The following is a 19,614-nucleotide window of genomic DNA, read 5'->3' as shown; positions in this document are numbered from 1 at the left end:
GGGATGGCACTGCTGCGTTGCGCTGAGCGCGCGCTCAGCACCCATGCTACTTACGAGTAACGTGACTGCCCAGCCCTCTGGGCTGGAGCGGTGAACGTCACATCCGTATGCCCGGCCGTGGAGCGCCCCGGTGCTCACCGAGGCGGCGCTGTCGAGCCCCTCGGCGTCAGCAGCGGGGTAGGGACCGGGTGCGAACCCGGCCCATCCCCGGTGATCATGCCGAACAGCGTTCGTGCCACCTCCGCCCCGAACCCGTGCACATCGTGGCTCATCGCCGACAGCGTCGGATGCGTGAGCCGGCACAGCTGCGAGTCGTCCCAGGCCAGCAGCGACACGTCCTCCGGCACCCGCAGCCCCATCTCCGCCGCGACCGACAGCCCCGCCACCGCCATGATGTCGTTGTCGTACACGATCGCCGTCGGCCGGTCGGGCGGCGCAGCCATGAGCAGGGACCGCGTCGCCCGCGCCCCCGCGTCCCCGGAGAAGTCGGTCGCCACCTGCCACGCCCTGGTCAGCGCCAGCGCCCCCGCGGCCTCGTCGAACGCGGCGGTGCGGATCCCGGTGTGGCCGAGGGCCGCCGCCCCGCCGACCCGGGCGATCCGCCGGTGTCCGAGCGCGGCGAGATACCGCACCGCCTCGGTGACGGCCGTGGCGTCGTCCGTCCATACGGAGGCGAGACCGCCGGTCAGCGAGGGATGGCCGACGGCGACCACGGGCAGCCCGAGCCGCCGGGCGACCGGCACCCGGGGGTCGTCCGCGCGCAGGTCGACCAGGATCGAGCCGCCGATGTGCCGGCCCCGCCACCACGCGTCCAGCAGCCCGGCCTCCTCCTCGGGGCTGCGCACCAGCCGCAGCAGCAGCGAGCAGGAGTACTCGCTCAGCACGCTCTCCACGCCCGAGACGAACTCCATGTAGAACGGCTCCAGGCCCAGCATCCGGGCCGGCCGGCAGATCGCCAGCCCCACCACGTCCACCCGCGCCCCGGCCAGCGACCGCGCGGTGTGGCTCGGTGCCCAGCCCAGTTCCCGGGCGGCTGCGAAGATCCGGTCGCGGGTGGCCTCCGACAGCCCCGGCTTGTGGTTGAAGGCGAGGGACACGGCCCCCTTGGAGACTCCGGCGCGGGCGGCGACGTCCTTGATGGTGACGCGGGGAGTCGGAGTCGAAGGCATCAGACGGGCTCCATGCAGTACAGCGCGGCACGTGCGGCGGACGGGTCGGGAGTCTGCCAGCCGCGCACGCCGATCGTGACCCGTTCGCCGGGCAGCAGGGTGACCAGCCCCCGGTCGGCCCGCGCCCCCGGGTCCAGCCGGTCGGCCTGGAGCAACAGGTCCCGCACCAGCGTACGGGCCGTGACGGTCACCGCTCCGGGAGCCACCTCCACGTCGAACGCGGGCCGGGGGTACGGGATCTCCCGGTCCGGTGCCGGGAAGTACAGGGCCCTGAGCCCGCTCGCGTCGGCCACCAGGAACTCCTTGGGACCGTCGGGCCGCAGCTCGCGCGGTACGGCGATCTCGGCGACCGCGCGCGCCCCCGCCGCCAGTTCCACGCTCGCCCCGCCGAGCACCGAGCCGTCGACGGTCATCCGGCGCAGGGTCAGCGAGCCCGTCCACGCCTCGGCGGCCTGGTTGACGACCGCCAGCAACACGTCCGCGTCGCGCACGTGAAGCGTCAGCAGCCGGTCCGCGTACAGCCGTTTCAGCTCGTGGTAGAGCGGCTTCTCCCGGCCGTCGCCGTCGATCGCCGCCCACGAGGTCACCGGCCAGCAGTCGTTGAGCTGCCAGACGATCGTGCCCGCGCACACCGGCCAGTGCGCACGCCAGTGCTCGACCCCGGCGGCCACCGCACGCGCCTGGTTGACCTGGGTGAGGTAGTGCCAGCGGTCGAAGTCCCTTACCGGGGTGGGGAAATGCCGGGCGAGGCCGCGCTCCAGCTTGCCGTTGCCGTCGTCGGCCTTCTGGTGGTGCAGCATGCCGGGGGAGTCCGGCGCCGGGTCCTCCCCGGGCAGCGCGCGCCGCAGGGTGGCGTACGCGGGCGGCGCCTGCCAGCCGAACTCGGCCACGAAACGCGGCACGTCGTGCCGGTAGGCCGCGTAGTCCTCGCGGTTCCACACCTCCCACGAGTGGTGGGTGCCGTGCGCCGGGTCGTTGGGGTGGTGGTCCCAGGAACCGGACCACGGGCTGCCCGCCGTGTACGGCCGCGTGGGGTCCAGCTCGGCCACGACACGCGGCAGGAGGCCCAGGTAGTACCCCTCGCCCCAGGACGCCCCGGCCAGCCGCCGCTCCCAGTCCCAGTCCCTGAAGCCCCACAGGTTCTCGTTGTTGCCGTTCCACAGCACCAGCGAGGGGTGCGGCATCAGCCGTACGACGTTCTCCCGGGCCTCGGCCTCCACCTCGGCGCGCAGCGGCTGCTCCTCCGGGTAGGCCGCGCAGGCGAACGGGAAGTCCTGCCAGACCAGCAGGCCCAGCTCGTCGCAGGCGTCGTAGAAGTCCTCGCCCTCGTAGATCCCGCCGCCCCAGACGCGGACGAGGTCCACACCCGCCTCGGCGGCCTGGGTGAGCCGGCGCCGGTAGCGCTCGCGGGTGACGCGGGAGGGGAACACGTCGTCCGGGATCCAGTTGACGCCCCGCGCGAACAGCCGCTCACCGTTGACGACCAGGGTGAACCCGGTGCCGTGCGCGTCGGGCCGGCGGTCCAGCTCCACGGTCCGGAAGCCGATGCGGCGCCGCCACACGTCCAGCGGCGCGTCCTCGTGCAGCAGCGTCAACTCGACGTCGTACAGCGGTTGTTCGCCGTAGCCGCGCGGCCACCACAGCCGCGCGTCCGGCACCCGCAGCCGTACCGCCGCGCGGGAGCCCGTCAGGCCGGCCCGGACCACCCGGCCGCCCACCCGGGCCTCGACGGCGAGCCGGGCCTCCACCCGGGTCCGCTCCACCTCGACGTGCAGCTCCACGACGCCGTCGCCCCGGTCGACGGTGACGAGCGGGCGGACCCGGCTGATCCGGGCCGTGGACCAGTGCTCCAGCCGCACCGGCCGCCAGATACCGGCCGTCACCAGCGTGGGACCCCAGTCCCAGCCGAAGGAGCAGGCCATCTTGCGCAGGTACTGGTACGGCTCGGCGTAGGCGGCGGGCCGCTCGCCCAGCCGGTCCCGCACCGCCTCCGCCTCGGTGTAGGCGGAGGCGAACCGCACGGTCAGCGGGCCGTCCAGCCCGGTCACATGGAAGCGGTGGGAGCGGTGCATGTTCCGTACCCGGCCGAGCAGCCGGCCGCCGACGGTGACCTCGGCGGCGGTGTCGAGACCGTCGAAGACCAGGTCGGTCTGCTCGTGCCCGGAGCCGGTCCGCAGCCGGGTCCCGTACGTCCACGCCCGCCGCCCCACCCACGCCACCTCGTGCTCGTTCGCGCCGAGGAACGGGTCCGGGATCACCCCGGCCGCGAGCAGGTCGGTGTGCACGCACCCCGGCACCCGGGCCGGCAGATCCGCCCCCTCGTACCGCAGGGTCCAGCCGTCGGTGAGCGGTGTGGCCTCCAGCATGCGCACTCCCTAAACCGGTCAATGCCTGTCCTGGACGTGCTTTCCCCATCCTTGGCGGGATTGGGACTTTACCGGTTGAGAAAGCGCTGTCAGAGTGCCGAACCAGCCAACCCCGCACGTGCTCGTCCGTCACTTCGCGAACGGAGCTGATGCACATGAACCGCCGAACGACCCTCACCACGGCCCTCGGAGCCGCTGTCCTGCTGCTCGCGGGCTGCACCGGTACCGGGGGTTCCACCCGGGGCGCCGACGCCGAGGCGCCCACCGACCCGGCCCGGGTGAGCGGGACCATCACGGTCCTCACCCAGCGCACCGACCTCGTGCAGGACGGCACGATGGACCGGTACGCGGCCGCGTTCAACCGGACGTACCCGAAGGTGAAGGTGAAGTTCCAGGCCCTCGCCAACTACGAGTCCGAGGTCAAGATCCGGATGAACACCGAGAACTACGGTGACGTCCTGATGATCCCCGGCGTCTTCAAGAAGAGCGACTACCCGAGGTTCTTCGCCTCGCTCGGCACCCGGGCGGAGCGCGCGAAGAAGTACCGGTTCACCGACTTCACCGCCGTCGGCGGCAAGGTGTACGGCCAGAGCCCGATCGGCGTGACTCCCGGCTTCGTCTACAACAAGCGCGTCTGGAAGCAGGCCGGGATCACCCGGTGGCCCGCCACGCCCGCCGAGTTCCTCACCGCCCTGAAGGCGGTCAAGCAGAAGACCGGCGCCGTCCCCTACTACACCAACTTCGCCGCCGGCTGGCCGCTGACCTCCTGGACCTTCGTCAACGGTTCGGTGCACTGCGACACCGGGGCCACCACGAAGCTCGCCGAGGGCAACCCGTGGGCCGAGGGCGCCGATCTGCGCGTCGGTGACACCCTCCTGTACGACATCGTCCACCGGGGGCTGGCCGAGAAGGACCCGACCACCACCAACTGGGAAGCGTCCAAGGGACGGCTGGCGAAGGGCGAGATCGCCACCGAGTGGCTCGGCACCTGGGCGGTCATCCAGTTCCGGGACGCGGCGAAGAAGGCCGGCCAGAACCCCGACGACATCGGCTTCATGCCCTTCCCGGCCCAGGTGGGCGGCACGTTCTGCGCGGTGGTCGGCCCCGACTACAACCAGGCCGTCAACGTGCACTCCCCGCACAAGGACGCGGCCCGCGCCTGGATCGACTGGTTCACCGACAAGTCGGGCTACGACAAGGACAACCTGGCCATCTCCCCGCTCAGGGCCGCACCCCTGCCGAGCGTCCTCAAGCCGTACGAGGACGCGGGCGTGAAGCTGATCGAGCTGGACGACACGGCCGGCGCCGAGGTCAAGCAGATCGACTCCGAGTCCGAGGTCGGCATCAACGCCCCCGACTACCGCCAGAAGCTGGTCGACCTCGCGCGCGGCGCGCGCGGCGGCAGCCTCGACGGCTTCCTGGACGACCTCGGCGAGAAGTGGACCGGGACGGCGAAGAGGGTGGGGTCCTGATGCGGTGGCGCACCCTCACCCCCTGGCTGTTCCTGCTCGTCCCGCTCGCCCTCCTGATCACGTTCACCTACGCGCCGATCGTCAACATGGTCGCGTACAGCTTCACCGACTGGGACGGCGTCAGCCCCGAACTGCACTACACCGGCGCCCACAACTACACGGAGATCTTCACCCGGCGGGATCTCTTCGAGGTCTTCTTCGTCAGCGGCTACTACCTGGCCGCCTCCGCCCTGCAGATCGTCGCCGCGCTCTACTTCGCGACGGTCCTCAGCTTCAAGGTCCGCTTCCGGAACTTCTTCAAGGGCGTCCTGTTCTTCCCGTCCCTGATCAACGGCGTGGCGATCGGCTTCGTCTTCCTCTACTTCTTCCAGGACGGCGGCACCCTCGACACCGTGCTCGGCCTGTTCGGCGTGCACACCGACCACGCCTGGCTGGGCACCCCGTTCTCGGCGAACACCTCGCTGGCCGGCGTCTCGGTGTGGCGCTACCTGGGCCTGAACTTCGTCCTCTTCCTCGGCGCGATCCAGTCCATCCCCGGCGAGCTGTACGAGGCGGCCGAGCTGGACGGCGCCAATCGCTGGCAGCAGTTCCGCCACATCATCGCCCCCGGCATCAAACCGGTCGTCACCCTCACGGTCGTCCTCTCCGTCTCGGGCTCCCTGTCGGTCTTCGAGGTGCCGTACATCATGACCGGCGGCGCGACCGGCACCGAGACCTTCGTGACCCAGACGGTGAAGCTGGCCTTCCAGTACAACAAGACCGGCCTCGCCTCGGCGGCCGCCGTGGTCCTGCTGCTGATCGTCCTGGTGGTGACCTGGCTGCAGCGCCGGCTCGTCCCCGACGAGCGGGTGGACCTCGTATGACCCGCCGCACCGCCGCCCGCGTCCTGGTCTACACGAGCCTGGTCGCCGCCACGCTCGTGGTCCTGCTCCCGCTGGCCGTCGTCCTGCTCACCTCCCTGAAGTCCTCCCGGGAGATGACGGACGGCAGCGGAGCCCTCACCCCGCCCGACGACCTGCTGAACCTGCACAACTACGTGACCGCCTTCCAGGACGGCCGGATGCTCCGGGCCTTCGGCAACACCCTCTTCATCGTGGTGTTCGCCATCGGCGGCACGGTCCTGATCGGCTCGATGACGGCCTACGCCATCGACCGCTTCACCTTCCGCTTCAAGAAGCCGGTGGTGGCCCTGTTCCTGCTGGCCGCGCTGGTCCCCGGGGTGACCACCCAGGTGGCCACCTTCCAGATCGTGACGGGCTTCGGCCTCTTCGACACCCGCTGGGCGCCGATCGTGCTCTACATGGGCACGGACATCGTCTCGATCTACATCTTCCTGCAGTTCATCCGCTCGATCCCGGTCTCCCTGGACGAGGCGGCCCGGCTGGACGGCGCGAACGCGTTCACCGTCTACCGCCGGATCATCCTGCCGCTGCTGAAACCGGCGATCGCCACGGTGGTGATCGTGAAGGGGATCGCCGTCTACAACGACTTCTACATCCCCTTCCTCTACATGCCCTCCCAGGATCTTGGCGTGATCTCGACGTCCCTGTTCCGCTTCCGCGGCCCCTACGGCGCCCACTGGGAGATCATCTCGGCGGGCACGGTCCTGGTGATCCTGCCCACCCTGGTCGTCTTCCTCGCCCTCCAGCGGTTCGTCTACAACGGCTTCATGCGGGGAGCGACCAGGTGAGGCATGCTCCGCCGCGCCTAGGCGCCCTTCACCGCCAGCGCATCCACCAGCACCGGCGTGACCAGCTCCACCTGCCACGGCCGCGCGCCGTACCCCGCGAGCGCACGCTCCACGGACGCGGCGTCGACCACCTTCGGCGGCTCCCAGCAGATCCGCCGCACGGTGTCCGGGGAGATCACGTTCTCCTGGGGCATGTTCAGCCGCTCGGCGAGGGCGGACACCCCCGTCCGGGCGGCGGACAGCCGAGCCGCGGCGGCCGGATCCTTGTCGGTCCAGGCCCGGGGCGGCGGCGGACCGGTCACCGGCTGCCCGGGCTGCGGCAACGCGCTGTCGGGAAGGGCCTTGGCGCGGTCGACGGCGGCCTGCCACTGCTCCAGCTGCCGCCGCCCCATCCGGTGCCCGAAGCCGCCCAGCGCGGCGAGGGCGTGGACGGTGCCCGGCAGGGCCAGCGCCGCCTCCACGATGGCCGCGTCGCTCAGCACCTTCCCCGGCGACACGTCCCGGCGCTGTGCGATCCGGTCCCGCGTCTGCCACAGCTCGCGCACCACGGCGAGCTGCCGGCGCCGCCGCACCTTGTGCATGCCGGACGTGCGGCGCCACGGGTCCTTCCGGGGCTCGGCCGGCGGGGCGGACGCGATCGCGTCGAACTCCTGGAGCGCCCACTCCAGCTTGCCCTGCCGGTCCAGCTCCTTCTCCAGGGCGTCCCGCAGATCGACGAGCAGCTCGACGTCGAGCGCCGCGTACCGCAGCCAGGGCTCGGGCAGCGGCCGGGTCGACCAGTCGACGGCGGAGTGGCCCTTCTCCAGGACGAAGCCGAGGACACCCTCCACCATGGCGCCGAGGCCGACCCGGGGGAACCCGGCGAGCCGGCCGGCCAGCTCGGTGTCGAACAGGCGGCTCGGAACCATGCCTATCTCGCGCAGGCAGGGCAGGTCCTGGGTGGCCGCGTGCAGCACCCACTCGACGCCGGACAGGGCCTCGCCGAGTCCGGACAGGTCGGGGCAGGCGACCGGGTCGATCAGCGCGGTGCCGGCGCCCTCACGGCGCAGCTGCACCAGGTACGCGCGCTGGCCGTAGCGGTAGCCGGAGGCGCGCTCGGCGTCCACGGCGACCGGGCCGGAGCCGGCGGCGAAGGCGGCGATCACCTGCGCGAGGGCCGCCTCGTCGGCGATCACGGGCGGAATGCCCTCGCGCGGTTCGAGCAAAGGAGTCGGCGCCCCCGTCACAGAAGATCCGGCGTCGTCCGGAGGGGTGCCTCCGGTGGTGCGCAGGGAGCTGTCTGCTGCGGTGTCTTGGGCGTCGGTCACCTGTCAAGGGTATCCGTGTGTGGACGGCGCCCGTCGACGGAACGTTCCGTCGACGGGCGCGCCAGGGTCGTAAACCAGTCAGTCAGGGGCACGGTCCGGTTCACCGGAGTGAACGGCGGGTTCCGCCGAAGGGGGTAGCGGCTGGGCTCAGTGGATGATCCCCGTACGCAGGGCAACGGCCACCATGCCGGCCCGGTCGCCCGTGCCGAGCTTGCGGGCGATGCGGGCGAGGTGGCTCTTCACGGTGAGGGCGGACAGGCCCATGGACACGCCGATCGCCTTGTTCGACTGGCCCTCCGCGACCAGCCGCAGCACCTCGACCTCGCGTCCGGACAGCTCCCGGTAGCCGCCCGGGTGGCTCGGGGCACCCGGGGGGCGGCGGTGCATACGGGCGGCGGCGCCGAGGGGAGCGGCACCGGGTCGGGTGGGGAGCCCGATGTTGGTGCGGGTGCCGGTGACGACGTAGCCCTTGACGCCGCCGGCCAGCGCGTTGCGGACCGCGCCGATGTCGTCGGCGGCGGAGAGCGCGAGTCCGTTGGGCCAGCCCGCGGCGCGGGTCTCGGACAGCAGGGTGAGGCCGGAGCCGTCGGGGAGGTGGACGTCGGCGACACAGATGTCGCGCGGGTTGCCGATGCGGGGACGAGCCTCCGCGATGGACGAGGCCTCGATGACATCGCGCACCCCGAGCGCCCACAAGTGGCGGGTGACGGTGGAGCGGACGCGCGGGTCGGCCACGACCACCATGGCGGTCGGCTTGTTCGGGCGGTAGGCGACCAGGCTTGCGGGTTGCTCAAGGAGAACGGACACCAGGCCTCCTGGGTGGGGGACGGGGCCGGCTTGTGGGGATGAAGCCGGGACGAACCGTGCTTTCAAGGTCACAGTCGTCTTCGGCAGCAAACTCGTCCGCCTTTAGAGAATGATCACGATCTAGTGAGTAACAATCTGTGCAATTCGGACACGCGATCGATCATCCGAAGATCGAGTCGGTTCGAGCGGGTGCGATTCGAGTGCGGAAAGTGGCCGTATCGACAAAGAGATGGTCAATCGGGCGTTTCGCAGCGACCGCTCATTGGGACTGCGGACCCCGGCGCTGCGGCAGGCTCACCACCGACGCGTCCCCCGGCCCGGCCGGCGGCAGCCCCGCGACCTGCGCCAGCAGGTCGCACCACGCGGCCAGGTGCGCGGCGGTGTCCGGCACCCCGCCCAGACCCTCGCGGGGCGTCCAGGAGGCCCGGATCTCGATCTGCGAGGCGGCCGGCCGCTCGGCGAGACCGCCGAAGTAGTGCGAGCCGGCGCGCGTGATCGTGCCGCTCGGCTCGCCGTAGCCCAGCCCGCGCGCCGTCAGCGCCCCGGTCAGCCACGACCAGCACACCTCGGGCAGCAGCGGATCCGCCGCCATCTCCGGCTCCAGCTCCGCCCGCACCAGCGTCACCAGCCGGAACGTGCCCCGCCATGCCTCGTGCCCGGCCGGGTCGTGCAGCAGCACCAGCCGCCCGTCGGCCAGTTCCTGGTCGCCGTCGACCACCACCGCCTCCAGCGCGTACGCGTACGGCGCGAGCCGCTGCGGGGCGGGCGTCGGCTCCACCTCGACCTGGGGCCGCAGCCGGCTGCCGCGCAGGGCCTCCACCGCGCTGCGGAAAGCCGGCGGACCCGGGACACCGGAGTGCCCGTCCGCCTCCTCGGTGTCCTTCACTTCGCCCGCTCCATCAGCGCTGTCCGACCTTCGTCCGTGAGCCGCAGCCATGCGGGGAAGAGTAAGGGGAAGCGAGGCGTCGTGCAGGGCAAGACACCCCTATGACATGGGGGCCATGGGCGCCACGGGGGGCCGCGGGCCGCGCTGCGCCGCCGCGGGCGGTGGCACCGCCGGGGCGTCGAGCGCCGATCCGGCGGCATGCGAAACTTGCCTCGTGACCGCCAATGACACCCCGCAGCCGACAGCGACGTACGACAGCGCCTTCCTCAGGGCGTGCAGGCGCGAGCCCGTGCCGCACACCCCCGTGTGGTTCATGCGCCAGGCCGGCCGCTCCCTGCCCGAGTACCGCAAGGTGCGCGAGGGCGTCCCGATGCTCGAGTCCTGCATGCGGCCCGAGCTGGTCACCGAGATCACCCTGCAGCCGGTGCGCCGGCACGACGTGGACGCGGCGATCTTCTTCAGCGACATCGTCGTCCCGCTGAAGGCCATCGGCCTCGACCTCGACATCAAGCCCGGCGTCGGCCCGGTCGTCGAGCAGCCGATCCGCACCCGCGCCGACCTGGCCCGGCTGCGCGACCTCACCCCCGAGGACGTCCCCTACGTCACCGAGGCCATCGGCCTGCTCACCCGCGAACTGGGTGCCACCCCGCTCATCGGATTCGCCGGCGCGCCTTTCACCCTCGCGAGTTACCTGGTCGAGGGCGGTCCCTCGCGCACGTACGAGAACGCCAAGGCGATGATGTACGGCGACCCCGAGCTGTGGGCCGACCTGCTGGACCGGCTCGCCACCATCACGGCCGCCTTCCTGAAGGTCCAGATCGAGGCCGGCGCGAGCGCCGTTCAGCTCTTCGACTCCTGGGCCGGCGCACTGGCCCCCGCCGACTACCGGGCGTCGGTCATGCCGGCCTCCGCGAAGGTCTTCGACGCCGTCGCCGGGTACGGCGTCCCGCGCATCCACTTCGGCGTCGGCACCGGCGAGCTGCTGAAGCTCATGGGCGAGGCCGGCGCGGACGTCGTCGGTGTCGACTGGCGCGTCCCCCTGGACGAGGCCGCCCGCCGCGTCGGTCCCGGCAAGGCGCTCCAGGGCAACCTGGACCCGACCGTCCTGTTCACCGACAAGGACACCGTCGCCGCCAAGGCCCGCGAGGTGCTCGACGCCGCCGCCGGCCTGGAGGGCCACGTCTTCAACCTCGGCCACGGCGTCATGCCGAACACCGACCCGGACGCGCTGACCCGGCTCGTGGAGTACGTCCACACCGCCACCGCGCGCTGAGCCACCGGCCGGCTCACCAGGAGTAGTGGGGCCGCGCGCGCCTGCCGAACAGCAGGCCGGGCGGCTCCGGCGGGGGAGGCGTGCCGGGCTTGAGCGGCCAGGCGAGCAGCATGCCCGCCACGAAGCCGACCACGTGCGCCGCGTACGCCACCGTGCCGGCGCCGGACACCCCGTGCCCGGACGAGTACACCGCCTGGAGCCCGAACCAGAAGCCCAGCACCAGCCAGGCGGGCAGCCGCAGCGGCAGGAAGACCAGGAACGGCACCAGCACCCACACCCTGGCCTTCGGGTACAGCACCAGATAGGCGCCGAGGACGCCGGCGATCGCGCCGGACGCGCCGATCAGGGGGTCGGAGGACGAGGCGTTGAGCAGCGCGAAGCCGTAGCCGGCCGCGTAGCCGCAGACGACGTAGAAGAGGAAGTAGCGGATGTGACCCATCCGGTCCTCGACGTTGTTGCCGAAGATCAGCAGGAAGAGCATGTTGCCCAGCAGGTGCAGCCAGCCGCCGTGCAGGAACATCGCCGTGAACACCGACAGCGCCGGGGACTTGTCGTAGGCGGGCGGTGCCACGACACAGCCCGGGCCGTGCGGGCCCACGCCGACGTCCCCGGTGGGGACGAGCCGGGGCATCTGATGGTGGATCAGCTCCCGGGGGACCGCCGCGTAGTGGTCCATGAAGGCCTGCACGTCGCACAGTTGGGCCAGCCTGCCCCCGCCGGCCACGGCACCGGCCGTGCCGGGCATGGTGAGGAAGACCAGCACGTTGGCGGCGATCAAGGCGTACGTCACCCAGGGGGTGCGGCGCACCGGGTTCACGTCATGAACGGGGATGACCACACAGGAGTAGTGCCCGCGATCGGGCCCGCGAATCGGTGAACGCGGCCGGGCGGGCGTGCGTATCTGTCCTCAACCGACGTGAGGATCAGGCGATGACGAACGCTCCGCAGGTTTCGGCGATGCACGCTCTGCCCGACGGCGAGGCCGAGCTGTCTCTGGTGGTACGGCTTCCCTGGGAGGACGTGGCGCGGCTCGGCCAGGAGGCCGGGCGGCTCGCTTCGCAGATGAAGCGGCCGGTGACGCTGGACGAGGCGGTGAGTTACCGGCTGCGGTCCGCCCGGCCGTCCGCTTCCCACGCGAAGCCCTCCGGTGAGCAGCCGGCCGCCGTCTCCTCCGGGGTGACGTCGCTGCCGCGGATCAGCGGGACCGCCTAGGCGGCCCGTACCTTCGCCGCCGCCTTTCTCGCCGCCACCAGTACCGGGTCCCACACCGGTGAGAACGGCGGGGCGTAGCCCAGGTCCAGGGCCGTCATCTGCTCCACCGTCATCTGGGCGGTGAGCGCGACCGCCGCGATGTCGACCCGCTTCGCCGCGCCCTCCCTGCCGACGATCTGCACGCCCAGCAGCCGGCCGGTGCGGGACTCGGCGAGCATCTTGACCGTCATGGGGGCGGCACCGGGGTAGTAGCCGGCCCGGCTGGTCGACTCGATCGTGACCGCCTCGAAGCGCAGGCCGACCCGGCGGGCGTCCTTCTCGCGCAGGCCGGTGCGGGCGATCTCCAGGTCGCAGACCTTGCTGACCGCGGTGCCCACGACACCGGGGAAGGTGGCGTAGCCGCCGCCGGCGTTGGTGCCGATGACCTGGCCGTGCTTGTTGGCGTGGGTGCCGAGCGGGACGTACTGCTCCTGTCCGGAGACCAGGTCGAGCACCTCCACGCAGTCGCCGCCCGCCCAGATGTTCTCGTGCCCGCGCACCCGCATCGCCAGGTCGGTGAGCAGGCCGCCGTGGGTGCCGAGCGGCAGCCCGGCCGCCCGGGCCAGGGCGGTCTCCGGGCGGACGCCGATGCCCAGGATCACCACGTCCGCCGGGTACTCGGCGTCCTCGGTGGCCACCGCGCGGACCCGGCCGTCCTCACCGGTGAGGACCTTGGTGACCTCGGCGTCGTTCACCATGGTGATGCCGAGGCCCTCCATGGCCCGGTGCACCATCCGGCCCATGTCCGGATCGAGCGTCGACATGGGCTCCCGGCCGCGGTTGACGACCGTCACCGCGAAGCCCCGGTTGATCAGCGCCTCGGCCATCTCCACGCCGATGTAGCCCGCCCCCACGACCACCGCCCTGCGGCCGCGCGTGCCGGCCAGCGTGTCCAGCAGGGCCTGGCCGTCGTCGAGGGTCTGCACGCCGTGCACGCCGGGGGCGTCCGCGCCGGGCAGGTCCGGGCGGACCGGGCGGGCGCCGGTGGCGATGACGAGCTTGTCGTACGGCGTCCAGGACTCGGCGCCGGAATCGACGTCACGCGCGCGTACCCGCTGCCCCGCCACGTCGATCTCCGTGACCTCGGTGCGCAGCCGCAGATCGATCCCGCGCGCGCGGTGCTCCCCGGGTGTCCGGGCGATCAGCCGGTCCCGTTCGGGGACCTCGCCGCCCACCCAGTACGGGATGCCGCACGCCGAGAAGGAGGTGAAGTGGCCGCGCTCGAAGGCCACGATCTCCAGCTCCTCGGGGCCCTTGAGCCGCCGTGCCTGCGACGCCGCGGACATGCCCGCGGCGTCGCCGCCGATCACGACCAGCCGTTCCCTGCCGTCCCGCCCCTCGCTCATGCTCATGGGAACACGCTACGGGGCGCGGGGATTTCAGTCCCGCCCGGCCTCCTCGGCGGCATCCGGCGCCGGGCGCGCCGACGGCAGCGGGCCGAGCGCGCTCATCGCGGTCACGGGCTCCGCGCGGCGCGGCAGCCGGGGCCGTACGACCCGCAGCCACAGCAGCGCCAGGAGCACGGCGAGGGCCGCGAACGGCAGGGCGGCACCGAGCGCGAGGGCGATCCAGCGCAGCATGCCGACGAACACGTGCCAGCCGCCCGCCAGCGCGTCCGTGAAGCCCGGCGTGTCGTCACCGGACGCCTGCTTCACCGGGGTCCGCGACAGCGACAGGGTGACGGTGGCCAGGCTGGTGCGGTCCTTCAGGGAGGCCTGCCGGGCCAGCAGCGCCTCCAGGTCGGCCTGACGGCTGCTCAGCTCGCCCTCCAGCGCGACGACGTCGCTCAGCTTGGTCGCCTTGTCCATCAGCGCACGGATCCGGCCCACGCTGGCCCGCTGCGACTTGATCCGGCTGTCCACGTCCACGACCTGGTCGCTGACGTCGACCGCCTTGGCCGTGCGGCCGACCAGCCGGCCCGTGCCCTGCAAACCGGTGAGGACCTCGTCGTACCGCTCGGTGGGCACGCGCAACACCACCCGGGTGTGCTCGTGGCCGCCGGCGTCCCGGCTCGTCGTCTCGTCGCCGACGAAGCCGCCGGCCTCCTCGGCGGTCGTGCGGGCGGCCGCCAGGGCCTTGGGCACGTCCTCGACCTCCAGCGTGAGGGACGCGGTGCGGATGATCGAGCCCGGGGCCGGCACGGGCGTCGCGTGCGGGGTCTTCCCGCTCCCGCGGTCCGTCGTGCCGCCGGGGGCGCCGGCCTGCTCGGCCCTGCTGCCGGAGGCGGCCTTCGCGGAGCCGCCGCTCGCGTCGTCCGCGCCGCTGCACCCGGCGAGCGCGAGGGAGGCGGCGAGCAGGACCCCGGCCAGGGTCCGAAGGCGAGGTGCGGTGTGTGGTGTGCGCATGGGCGGTACCCCCCGAGGGCTGCGGTCTGTGACGGTCCTTCGACGGCGGGGCGGTCGGGAACGTTTGACGGCGCCGGTTCCGATGCGGTCACGGTCCGGACTCGTACCGGACACCGGGCCCGGCGGCGGTGTCGGTGGGGTCTGAGAGAGTGGGGGACATGAGCACAACGGGCAGGGGCTTGGGGCACGTCGTCGTGATCGGGGCCGGCATCGCCGGGCTGGCCGCCGCGCACCGGCTGCTGGGGCGCGGCGCGCGCGTGACCGTGCTGGAGGCCGGCGACCGGGTCGGCGGCAAGCTGCTGCCCGGCGAGATCGCCGGCGTGCGGGTCGACCTGGGTGCCGAGTCCATGCTCGCCCGCCGCCCGGAAGCGGTGACGCTCGCGCGCGAGGCGGGACTGGGCGAGGCGCTCCAGCCGCCGGCCACCGCGACCGCCTCGATCTGGACCCGGGGCGCCCTGCGGCCCATGCCCAAGGGCCATGTGATGGGCGTGCCCGGCACCGCCGCCGCGCTCTGCGGCGTCCTCTCCGACGAGGGCCTGGCCCGCATCGAGCGCGACGCCGACCTGCCCCGCACCGAGATCGGCGACGACGTGGCCGTGGGTGAGTACGTGGCGGCCCGGCTCGGCCGCGAGGTCGTCGACCGGCTGGTGGAACCCCTGCTCGGCGGGGTGTACGCGGGCGACGCCTACCGCATCTCGATGCGCTCGGCCGTCCCGCAGCTCTTCCAGGCCGCACGGGCCCACGCCTCCCTCACCGAGGGCGTCCGGGAGATCCAGGCCAAGGCCGCCGCGCAGCAGCAGACCGGGCCGGTCTTCATGGGCATCGCCGGCGGCATCGGCCGGCTGCCGCTCGCGGTCGCCGCGTCCGTGCGCGCGCGGGGCGGCGAGATCCTGACCGGGACACCCGCGCGGGAACTGCGCCGGGAGGCGGCCGGCGGCTGGCGGATCACCGCCGGGGAGCGCGTGCTGCACGCCGACGCCGTGATCGTCGCCGTACCCGCCCCGGCCGCCGCCGCGCTGCTGCGCGCCGAGTCCCCGGGGGCCGCGGCCGAACTGGCCGCCGTCGAGTACGCCTCGATGGCCCTGGTCACCCTCGCCTACCGGCGCACCGGACTGAGCCTGCCCGAGGGCAGCGGCTTCCTCGTGCCACCCGTCGACGGCCGCACCATCAAGGCCTCCACCTTCGCCTCCCACAAGTGGGCCTGGATCGCCGAGCAGAACCCGGACGTGGTGGTGCTGCGCACCTCCGTGGGCCGCCACGGCGAGACCGAGGTGCTCGGCCGGGACGACGCCGACCTGGTGGAGATCTCCCGGCACGAACTGCGGGAGGCCACCGGCCTGGACGCCGTACCGCTGGAGACCCGGGTCACCCGCTGGACCGACGGCCTGCCCCAGTACCCCGTCGGGCACCACGCGCGCGTGGCCCGCATCCGGGAGCAGGTCGCGGGGCTCCCGGGCCTCGCGGTGTGCGGCGCGCAGTACGACGGCGTCGGCATCCCCGCGTGCATCGCGAGCGCCCACGCCGCGGTGGACCAGCTGGCCGGCGATCCGGCCGGAGTGGCGGAGCTGACGGCCAACCCGGTGCAGAGCCTGCACGGCGGAGCGGGAGAATAGGGACCATGAGTGACGACGCCCCCACCACCGAGTCCGGCAGGATCCCGAACAAGGGCAAGCTGGCCAAGGACCTCAACGAGGTCATCCGCTACACCCTCTGGTCGGTCTTCAAGCTGAAGGACGTGCTGCCGGAGGACCGCGCGGGATACGCCGACGAGGTCCAGGAGCTGTTCGACCAGCTCGCCGCGAAGGACGTGACGGTCCGCGGCACCTACGACGTCTCCGGCCTGCGCGCCGACGCCGACCTGATGATCTGGTGGCACGCCGAGACCAGCGACCAGCTCCAGGAGGCGTACAACCTCTTCCGCCGCACGAAGCTCGGCCGCGCGCTGGAGCCGGTCTGGTCGAACATGGCGCTGCACCGCCCGGCGGAGTTCAACCGCTCGCACATCCCGGCGTTCCTCGCCGACGAGACGCCCCGGAACTACGTGAGCGTCTACCCGTTCGTCCGCTCCTACGACTGGTACCTGCTGCCCGACGAGGACCGCCGCCGCATGCTCGCCGACCACGGCAAGATGGCCCGCGGCTACCCCGACGTGCGCGCCAACACGGTCGCCTCGTTCTCCCTCGGCGACTACGAGTGGCTCCTGGCCTTCGAGGCCGACGAGCTGTACCGCATCGTCGACCTCATGCGCCACCTGCGCGCCTCCGAGGCCCGGATGCACGTCCGCGAGGAGGTCCCGTTCTTCACGGGCCGCCGCAAGGACATCGGCGAACTGGTAGCGGGCCTGGCGTGAGCGCCCGGCGGCCTAACGCCGGCGGGCCTTGCCCCTGAGGCTGTCCCGCTGAGCCTCTTTGCCGGCCGAACCGCCGGAGGCGACCGGCTCGGGGCGCGGCGCGCACGACGCGTGCCGCGCCGGCACGCGGCCCTCCAGCAGGTACGCCTCCAGGTGCCCGTTGACGCACTTGTTGGGCCCGCCCCCGACGCCGTGCGTGCCCGCGTCCCGCTCGGTCACCAGCGCCGAGCCGGCCAGCCGCCGGCTCATCTCCAGGGCCCCCGGGTACGGCGCGGCGGCGTCCCGCTCGGCCGCAAGGATCAGCACCGGCGGCAGCTCACCGGGCCCGGTCCGCACGTCCAGCGGCTGCTGCCGGGGCACCGGCCAGTAGGCGCACGGCAGGTTCATCCACGCGTTGTCCCAGGTCTCGAAGGGCGCCACCCGGGCGAGCCGGGTGTTGTCGCGGTCCCACACCGCGAAGTCCGTCGGCCAGGGCGCGTCGTTGCACTCCACGGCCGTGTACACCGCGCTGCCGTTCTCCGCCACCGCGGCCGTCTCCGGGCTCGGCGCGGCCAGCCGGACCAGCGGGCCCGGGTCGCCGTGCAGATACGCCGACAGGGCCTCGGCCCGGCTCGGCCAGAAGTCGTCGTAGTACCCGGCCGTCAGGAACACGTTCTGCAACTGGCCGGGGCCGACCTTCCCGCCCGCCGCCTTCCCGGCCAGCCGCTCGCGCGCCGTGTCGTAGCTGCGCTGCACCGCCGCGGACGTGGCGCCGAGCCCGTACACGTCGTGGTGCCGGGCGATCCAGTCCCGGAAGTCCGCCCAGCGCTCCTCGAACGCCGCCGACTGGTCCAGGTTGCTGCGGTACCAGATCCTCTCCGGGTCCGGGTTCACCGCCGAGTCCAGCACCATGCGCCGCACGTGCGAGGGGAACATCGCCGCGTACAGCGCGCCGAAGTAGGTGCCGTACGACGCCCCCATGAAGGTCAGCCGGTCCTCGCCCAGCGCGGCCCGCAGCACGTCCAGGTCCCGGGCGTTGTTGAGCGAGTTGTAGAACCGGATCGCGCTCCCGGACCGCTGGACGCAGCCGCGCGCGTACGCCTTCGCCTGGGCGACCCGCTGCCGCTTGTAGGCCTCCGACGGATGCGCCGGGGACGCGGTGGGCGCCTTGAAGAAGCGCTCGGGGTCCTCGCAGGACAGCGGTGCCGAACGGCCCACTCCGCGCGGGGCGTAGCCGATCAGGTCGTAGGCGGCGGCGATCCGCTTCCATGCCGGGACCGCGCCGATCAGCGGGAAGTACATGCCGGAGGCGCCGGGGCCGCCCGGGTTGTAGACCAGGGCGCCCTGCCGGGGGACCTTCCGCTTGCTGTTGCGCGGGTCCTTCTGGGTGGCCGGGGCCCGGCTGACGGTCAGCCGGATCTGCCGGCCGTCCGGATGGGCGTAGTCCAGCGGGACCGTCACCGTTGCGCACCGCACACCGGCCGGCGGATCCGGCAGGTCGGCGGCGGCGCACGGACCGAAGTCGACACCGTCCGCCCGGGCGCGGGCCACGGCCACCGCGGTGCCGCGCAGCTCGGCCGTGCCGGGGGCAGCCGGCCTGCCGGGGGTGCCGGGCGCGCCGCCCGCCGGGGCCGCGGCCAGGGTGGTCAGGAGCAGGGAACCGGCGGCCGAGTACAGGGCGGCAGCTTTCATCGCGTATCCCTTCGGTGCGGCGGCGATGGCACGGCTGCCACGGCCCGGCGACAACACAAGGGATGTTTCGTCCGGCTGCGGGGGAAGGCAAGCACCACCCGGCCGGTGTCGGCGCCAATGCCCCCTGTGCGCCCCCCGAAGCCGCCCTCACTCCCGCCAGGGCTGGTCGCGGTGGGTGAAGGCCGCGCGCAGCTCCGGCTCACCGATCGCGCGGATGCCGCGTACGGCGACGGAGGTGAGGAACGACCGCTCGTCACCGGCCGGCCTGCCGGCCAGCGCGCCCAGCAGCCGCTGCCCGGCCGGGGAGGCCCAGCGCGAGTACGGGTGCACCTCGAACCGGGCGATGGCCAGGCAGCTCAGCGTCAGCGTGAGGGGCAGGGCGAACCACGCGCCCACCAGCGGGCGCGGTGTGCCGGTCTCGATGGGCAGCAGCAGCGCGGTCACGCCCAGGACGGTCACGGCCAGTGCGGCGGCCCGCACCCGGCGGACGGCGGCCCCCACGGTCGTGCCCGCGCCCTCGGGCACCGCGAGACCGGCGCGCACCAGCCCGTCCGCCAGCCGCCGTACGGCCTCCGCGCCGGCCGCCCGCGCCCGTACCGGCGCGATCCGCGACTGTCCCCCGGGCCCTATGGCCCCTATGACGGACTGCTCCATCTCGTCGCGGCCGCGCGGGTCCACGACCGTGGCCCAGCCGGTGTGCGCGAGCAGCAGCCGGCGCTGGCGGGCCATGGAGACCAGGGTCACGTCGGCGACCCGGGCGGGGCCGCCGGAGAGGAAGGCCGCCTCGTACAGCGTGAGATCACGCTCCGCGTCCGCCGACGCGTCACGCGCGTCCACGGCTGCCGCGCGGACGGCGGTCAGGCACAGCCGGGTGCAGGCGGACCCGGCGAAAGCCCAGGCCAGGAGCAGGAGTAGGACCCAGAACATGACGTGTTTGTATGCCAGGGGACTGGGCGGACGCCATGCCCTTTCACCATCCGGACGGACTGTTGTGGGTATGTGACGTTCCGTTTCCCGGGCTGGTCAG

At 72.9% G+C, this 19,614-nt stretch carries 17 protein-coding genes; 7 read left to right on the top strand and 10 right to left on the bottom strand.

The genetic code is table 11. The annotated features are described in order from the left end of the window. Positions 1–134: 134 nt before the first annotated feature. Entirely contained in the window at positions 135–1,169 is a 1,035-nt protein-coding gene (locus ACIP4Y_RS10275) for a LacI family DNA-binding transcriptional regulator (RefSeq protein ID WP_401390355.1), read from the bottom strand. Next, positions 1,169–3,535, bottom strand: coding sequence for a glycoside hydrolase family 2 protein (locus ACIP4Y_RS10270; protein WP_401390352.1), 2,367 nt, complete (start codon positions 3,533–3,535; stop codon positions 1,169–1,171). The genes ACIP4Y_RS10275 and ACIP4Y_RS10270 overlap by 1 nt, the downstream gene beginning before the upstream one ends. 155 nt (positions 3,536–3,690) lie before the next feature. Here ACIP4Y_RS10270 and ACIP4Y_RS10265 point away from each other — a divergent pair, with 155 nt between their 5' ends. The 3 genes from ACIP4Y_RS10265 to ACIP4Y_RS10255 are packed head-to-tail and all read left to right on the top strand — an operon-like array spanning position 3,691 to position 6,697. Next, positions 3,691–5,007 carry an ABC transporter substrate-binding protein gene (locus ACIP4Y_RS10265; RefSeq protein ID WP_401390349.1) on the top strand — a complete coding sequence of 439 codons (1,317 nt, stop codon included), beginning with the start codon at positions 3,691–3,693 and terminating at the stop codon, positions 5,005–5,007. Next, complete coding sequence (locus tag ACIP4Y_RS10260) at positions 5,007–5,870, top strand: carbohydrate ABC transporter permease (protein WP_401390346.1); 864 nt, start codon at positions 5,007–5,009, stop codon at positions 5,868–5,870. The genes ACIP4Y_RS10265 and ACIP4Y_RS10260 overlap by 1 nt, the downstream gene beginning before the upstream one ends. After that, entirely contained in the window at positions 5,867–6,697 is an 831-nt protein-coding gene (locus tag ACIP4Y_RS10255; protein ID WP_401390343.1) for a carbohydrate ABC transporter permease, read from the top strand. The genes ACIP4Y_RS10260 and ACIP4Y_RS10255 overlap by 4 nt, the downstream gene beginning before the upstream one ends. 17 nt (positions 6,698–6,714) lie before the next feature. On the opposite strand, the gene ACIP4Y_RS10250 is transcribed toward ACIP4Y_RS10255, so the two are convergent. The 3 genes from ACIP4Y_RS10250 to ACIP4Y_RS10240 form a co-directional block, all read right to left on the bottom strand. Continuing rightward, positions 6,715–8,004, bottom strand: coding sequence for a ribonuclease D (locus ACIP4Y_RS10250; protein WP_401390340.1), 1,290 nt, complete (start codon positions 8,002–8,004; stop codon positions 6,715–6,717). 147 nt (positions 8,005–8,151) lie between these two features. Next, the gene (locus ACIP4Y_RS10245; RefSeq protein ID WP_030777669.1) at positions 8,152–8,811 is read right to left on the bottom strand and encodes a response regulator transcription factor; all 660 of its coding nucleotides are present in this window, start codon (positions 8,809–8,811) and stop codon (positions 8,152–8,154) included. A gap of 259 nt (positions 8,812–9,070) precedes the next feature. Further along, positions 9,071–9,748: a DUF3000 domain-containing protein gene (locus ACIP4Y_RS10240; protein ID WP_401390337.1), complete on the bottom strand. Its 678-nt coding sequence runs from the start codon at positions 9,746–9,748 to the stop codon at positions 9,071–9,073. Positions 9,749–9,911: 163 nt separating this feature from the next. Here ACIP4Y_RS10240 and hemE point away from each other — a divergent pair, with 163 nt between their 5' ends. Further along, positions 9,912–10,970: a uroporphyrinogen decarboxylase gene (gene hemE, locus ACIP4Y_RS10235; protein ID WP_358647704.1), complete on the top strand. Its 1,059-nt coding sequence runs from the start codon at positions 9,912–9,914 to the stop codon at positions 10,968–10,970. A gap of 13 nt (positions 10,971–10,983) precedes the next feature. Here the strand turns inward: hemE and ACIP4Y_RS10230 are convergent, their stop codons facing one another. Beyond that, on the bottom strand, positions 10,984–11,808 hold the full coding sequence (locus ACIP4Y_RS10230) for a rhomboid family intramembrane serine protease (protein WP_401390334.1): 825 nt from the start codon (positions 11,806–11,808) through the stop codon (positions 10,984–10,986). Between the two features lie 92 nt (positions 11,809–11,900). Here ACIP4Y_RS10230 and ACIP4Y_RS10225 point away from each other — a divergent pair, with 92 nt between their 5' ends. Then, positions 11,901–12,182, top strand: coding sequence for a hypothetical protein (locus ACIP4Y_RS10225; protein ID WP_401390332.1), 282 nt, complete (start codon positions 11,901–11,903; stop codon positions 12,180–12,182). Here the strand turns inward: ACIP4Y_RS10225 and ACIP4Y_RS10220 are convergent. Continuing rightward, positions 12,179–13,573, bottom strand: a complete 1,395-nt coding sequence (locus ACIP4Y_RS10220; RefSeq protein ID WP_401390329.1) for an FAD-dependent oxidoreductase — start codon at positions 13,571–13,573, stop codon at positions 12,179–12,181. The genes ACIP4Y_RS10225 and ACIP4Y_RS10220 overlap by 4 nt on opposite strands. A 27-nt stretch (positions 13,574–13,600) precedes the next feature. Further along, positions 13,601–14,566, bottom strand: a complete 966-nt coding sequence (locus tag ACIP4Y_RS10215) for a DUF4349 domain-containing protein (RefSeq protein WP_401390326.1) — start codon at positions 14,564–14,566, stop codon at positions 13,601–13,603. Positions 14,567–14,724: 158 nt separating this feature from the next. On the opposite strand from ACIP4Y_RS10215, the gene hemG reads away from it, so the two are divergent. Together hemG and hemQ are read left to right on the top strand one after the other, a co-directional pair. Continuing rightward, positions 14,725–16,179 (top strand): protoporphyrinogen oxidase, encoded by a 1,455-nt coding sequence (hemG, locus tag ACIP4Y_RS10210; RefSeq protein WP_401390323.1) that lies wholly within the window; start codon positions 14,725–14,727, stop codon positions 16,177–16,179. Positions 16,180–16,184: 5 nt separating this feature from the next. Continuing rightward, positions 16,185–16,916, top strand: coding sequence for a hydrogen peroxide-dependent heme synthase (gene hemQ, locus ACIP4Y_RS10205; protein ID WP_358647716.1), 732 nt, complete (start codon positions 16,185–16,187; stop codon positions 16,914–16,916). Positions 16,917–16,928: 12 nt separating this feature from the next. On the opposite strand, the gene ACIP4Y_RS10200 is transcribed toward hemQ, so the two are convergent. Together ACIP4Y_RS10200 and ACIP4Y_RS10195 are read right to left on the bottom strand one after the other, a co-directional pair. Beyond that, positions 16,929–18,587 carry an alpha/beta hydrolase gene (locus ACIP4Y_RS10200; protein ID WP_401390319.1) on the bottom strand — a complete coding sequence of 553 codons (1,659 nt, stop codon included), beginning with the start codon at positions 18,585–18,587 and terminating at the stop codon, positions 16,929–16,931. A gap of 147 nt (positions 18,588–18,734) precedes the next feature. Beyond that, complete coding sequence (locus ACIP4Y_RS10195; protein ID WP_401390316.1) at positions 18,735–19,514, bottom strand: TIGR04222 domain-containing membrane protein; 780 nt, start codon at positions 19,512–19,514, stop codon at positions 18,735–18,737. Between the last annotated feature and the right edge of the window lie 100 nt (positions 19,515–19,614).

Source organism: Streptomyces sp. NPDC088810, from assembly GCF_044750305.1.
In the GTDB taxonomy this organism is placed as follows: domain Bacteria; phylum Actinomycetota; class Actinomycetes; order Streptomycetales; family Streptomycetaceae; genus Streptomyces.
The sequence above is the reverse complement of the archived record's forward strand: the minus strand, read 5'-3'. Positions and strand labels throughout refer to the sequence as shown.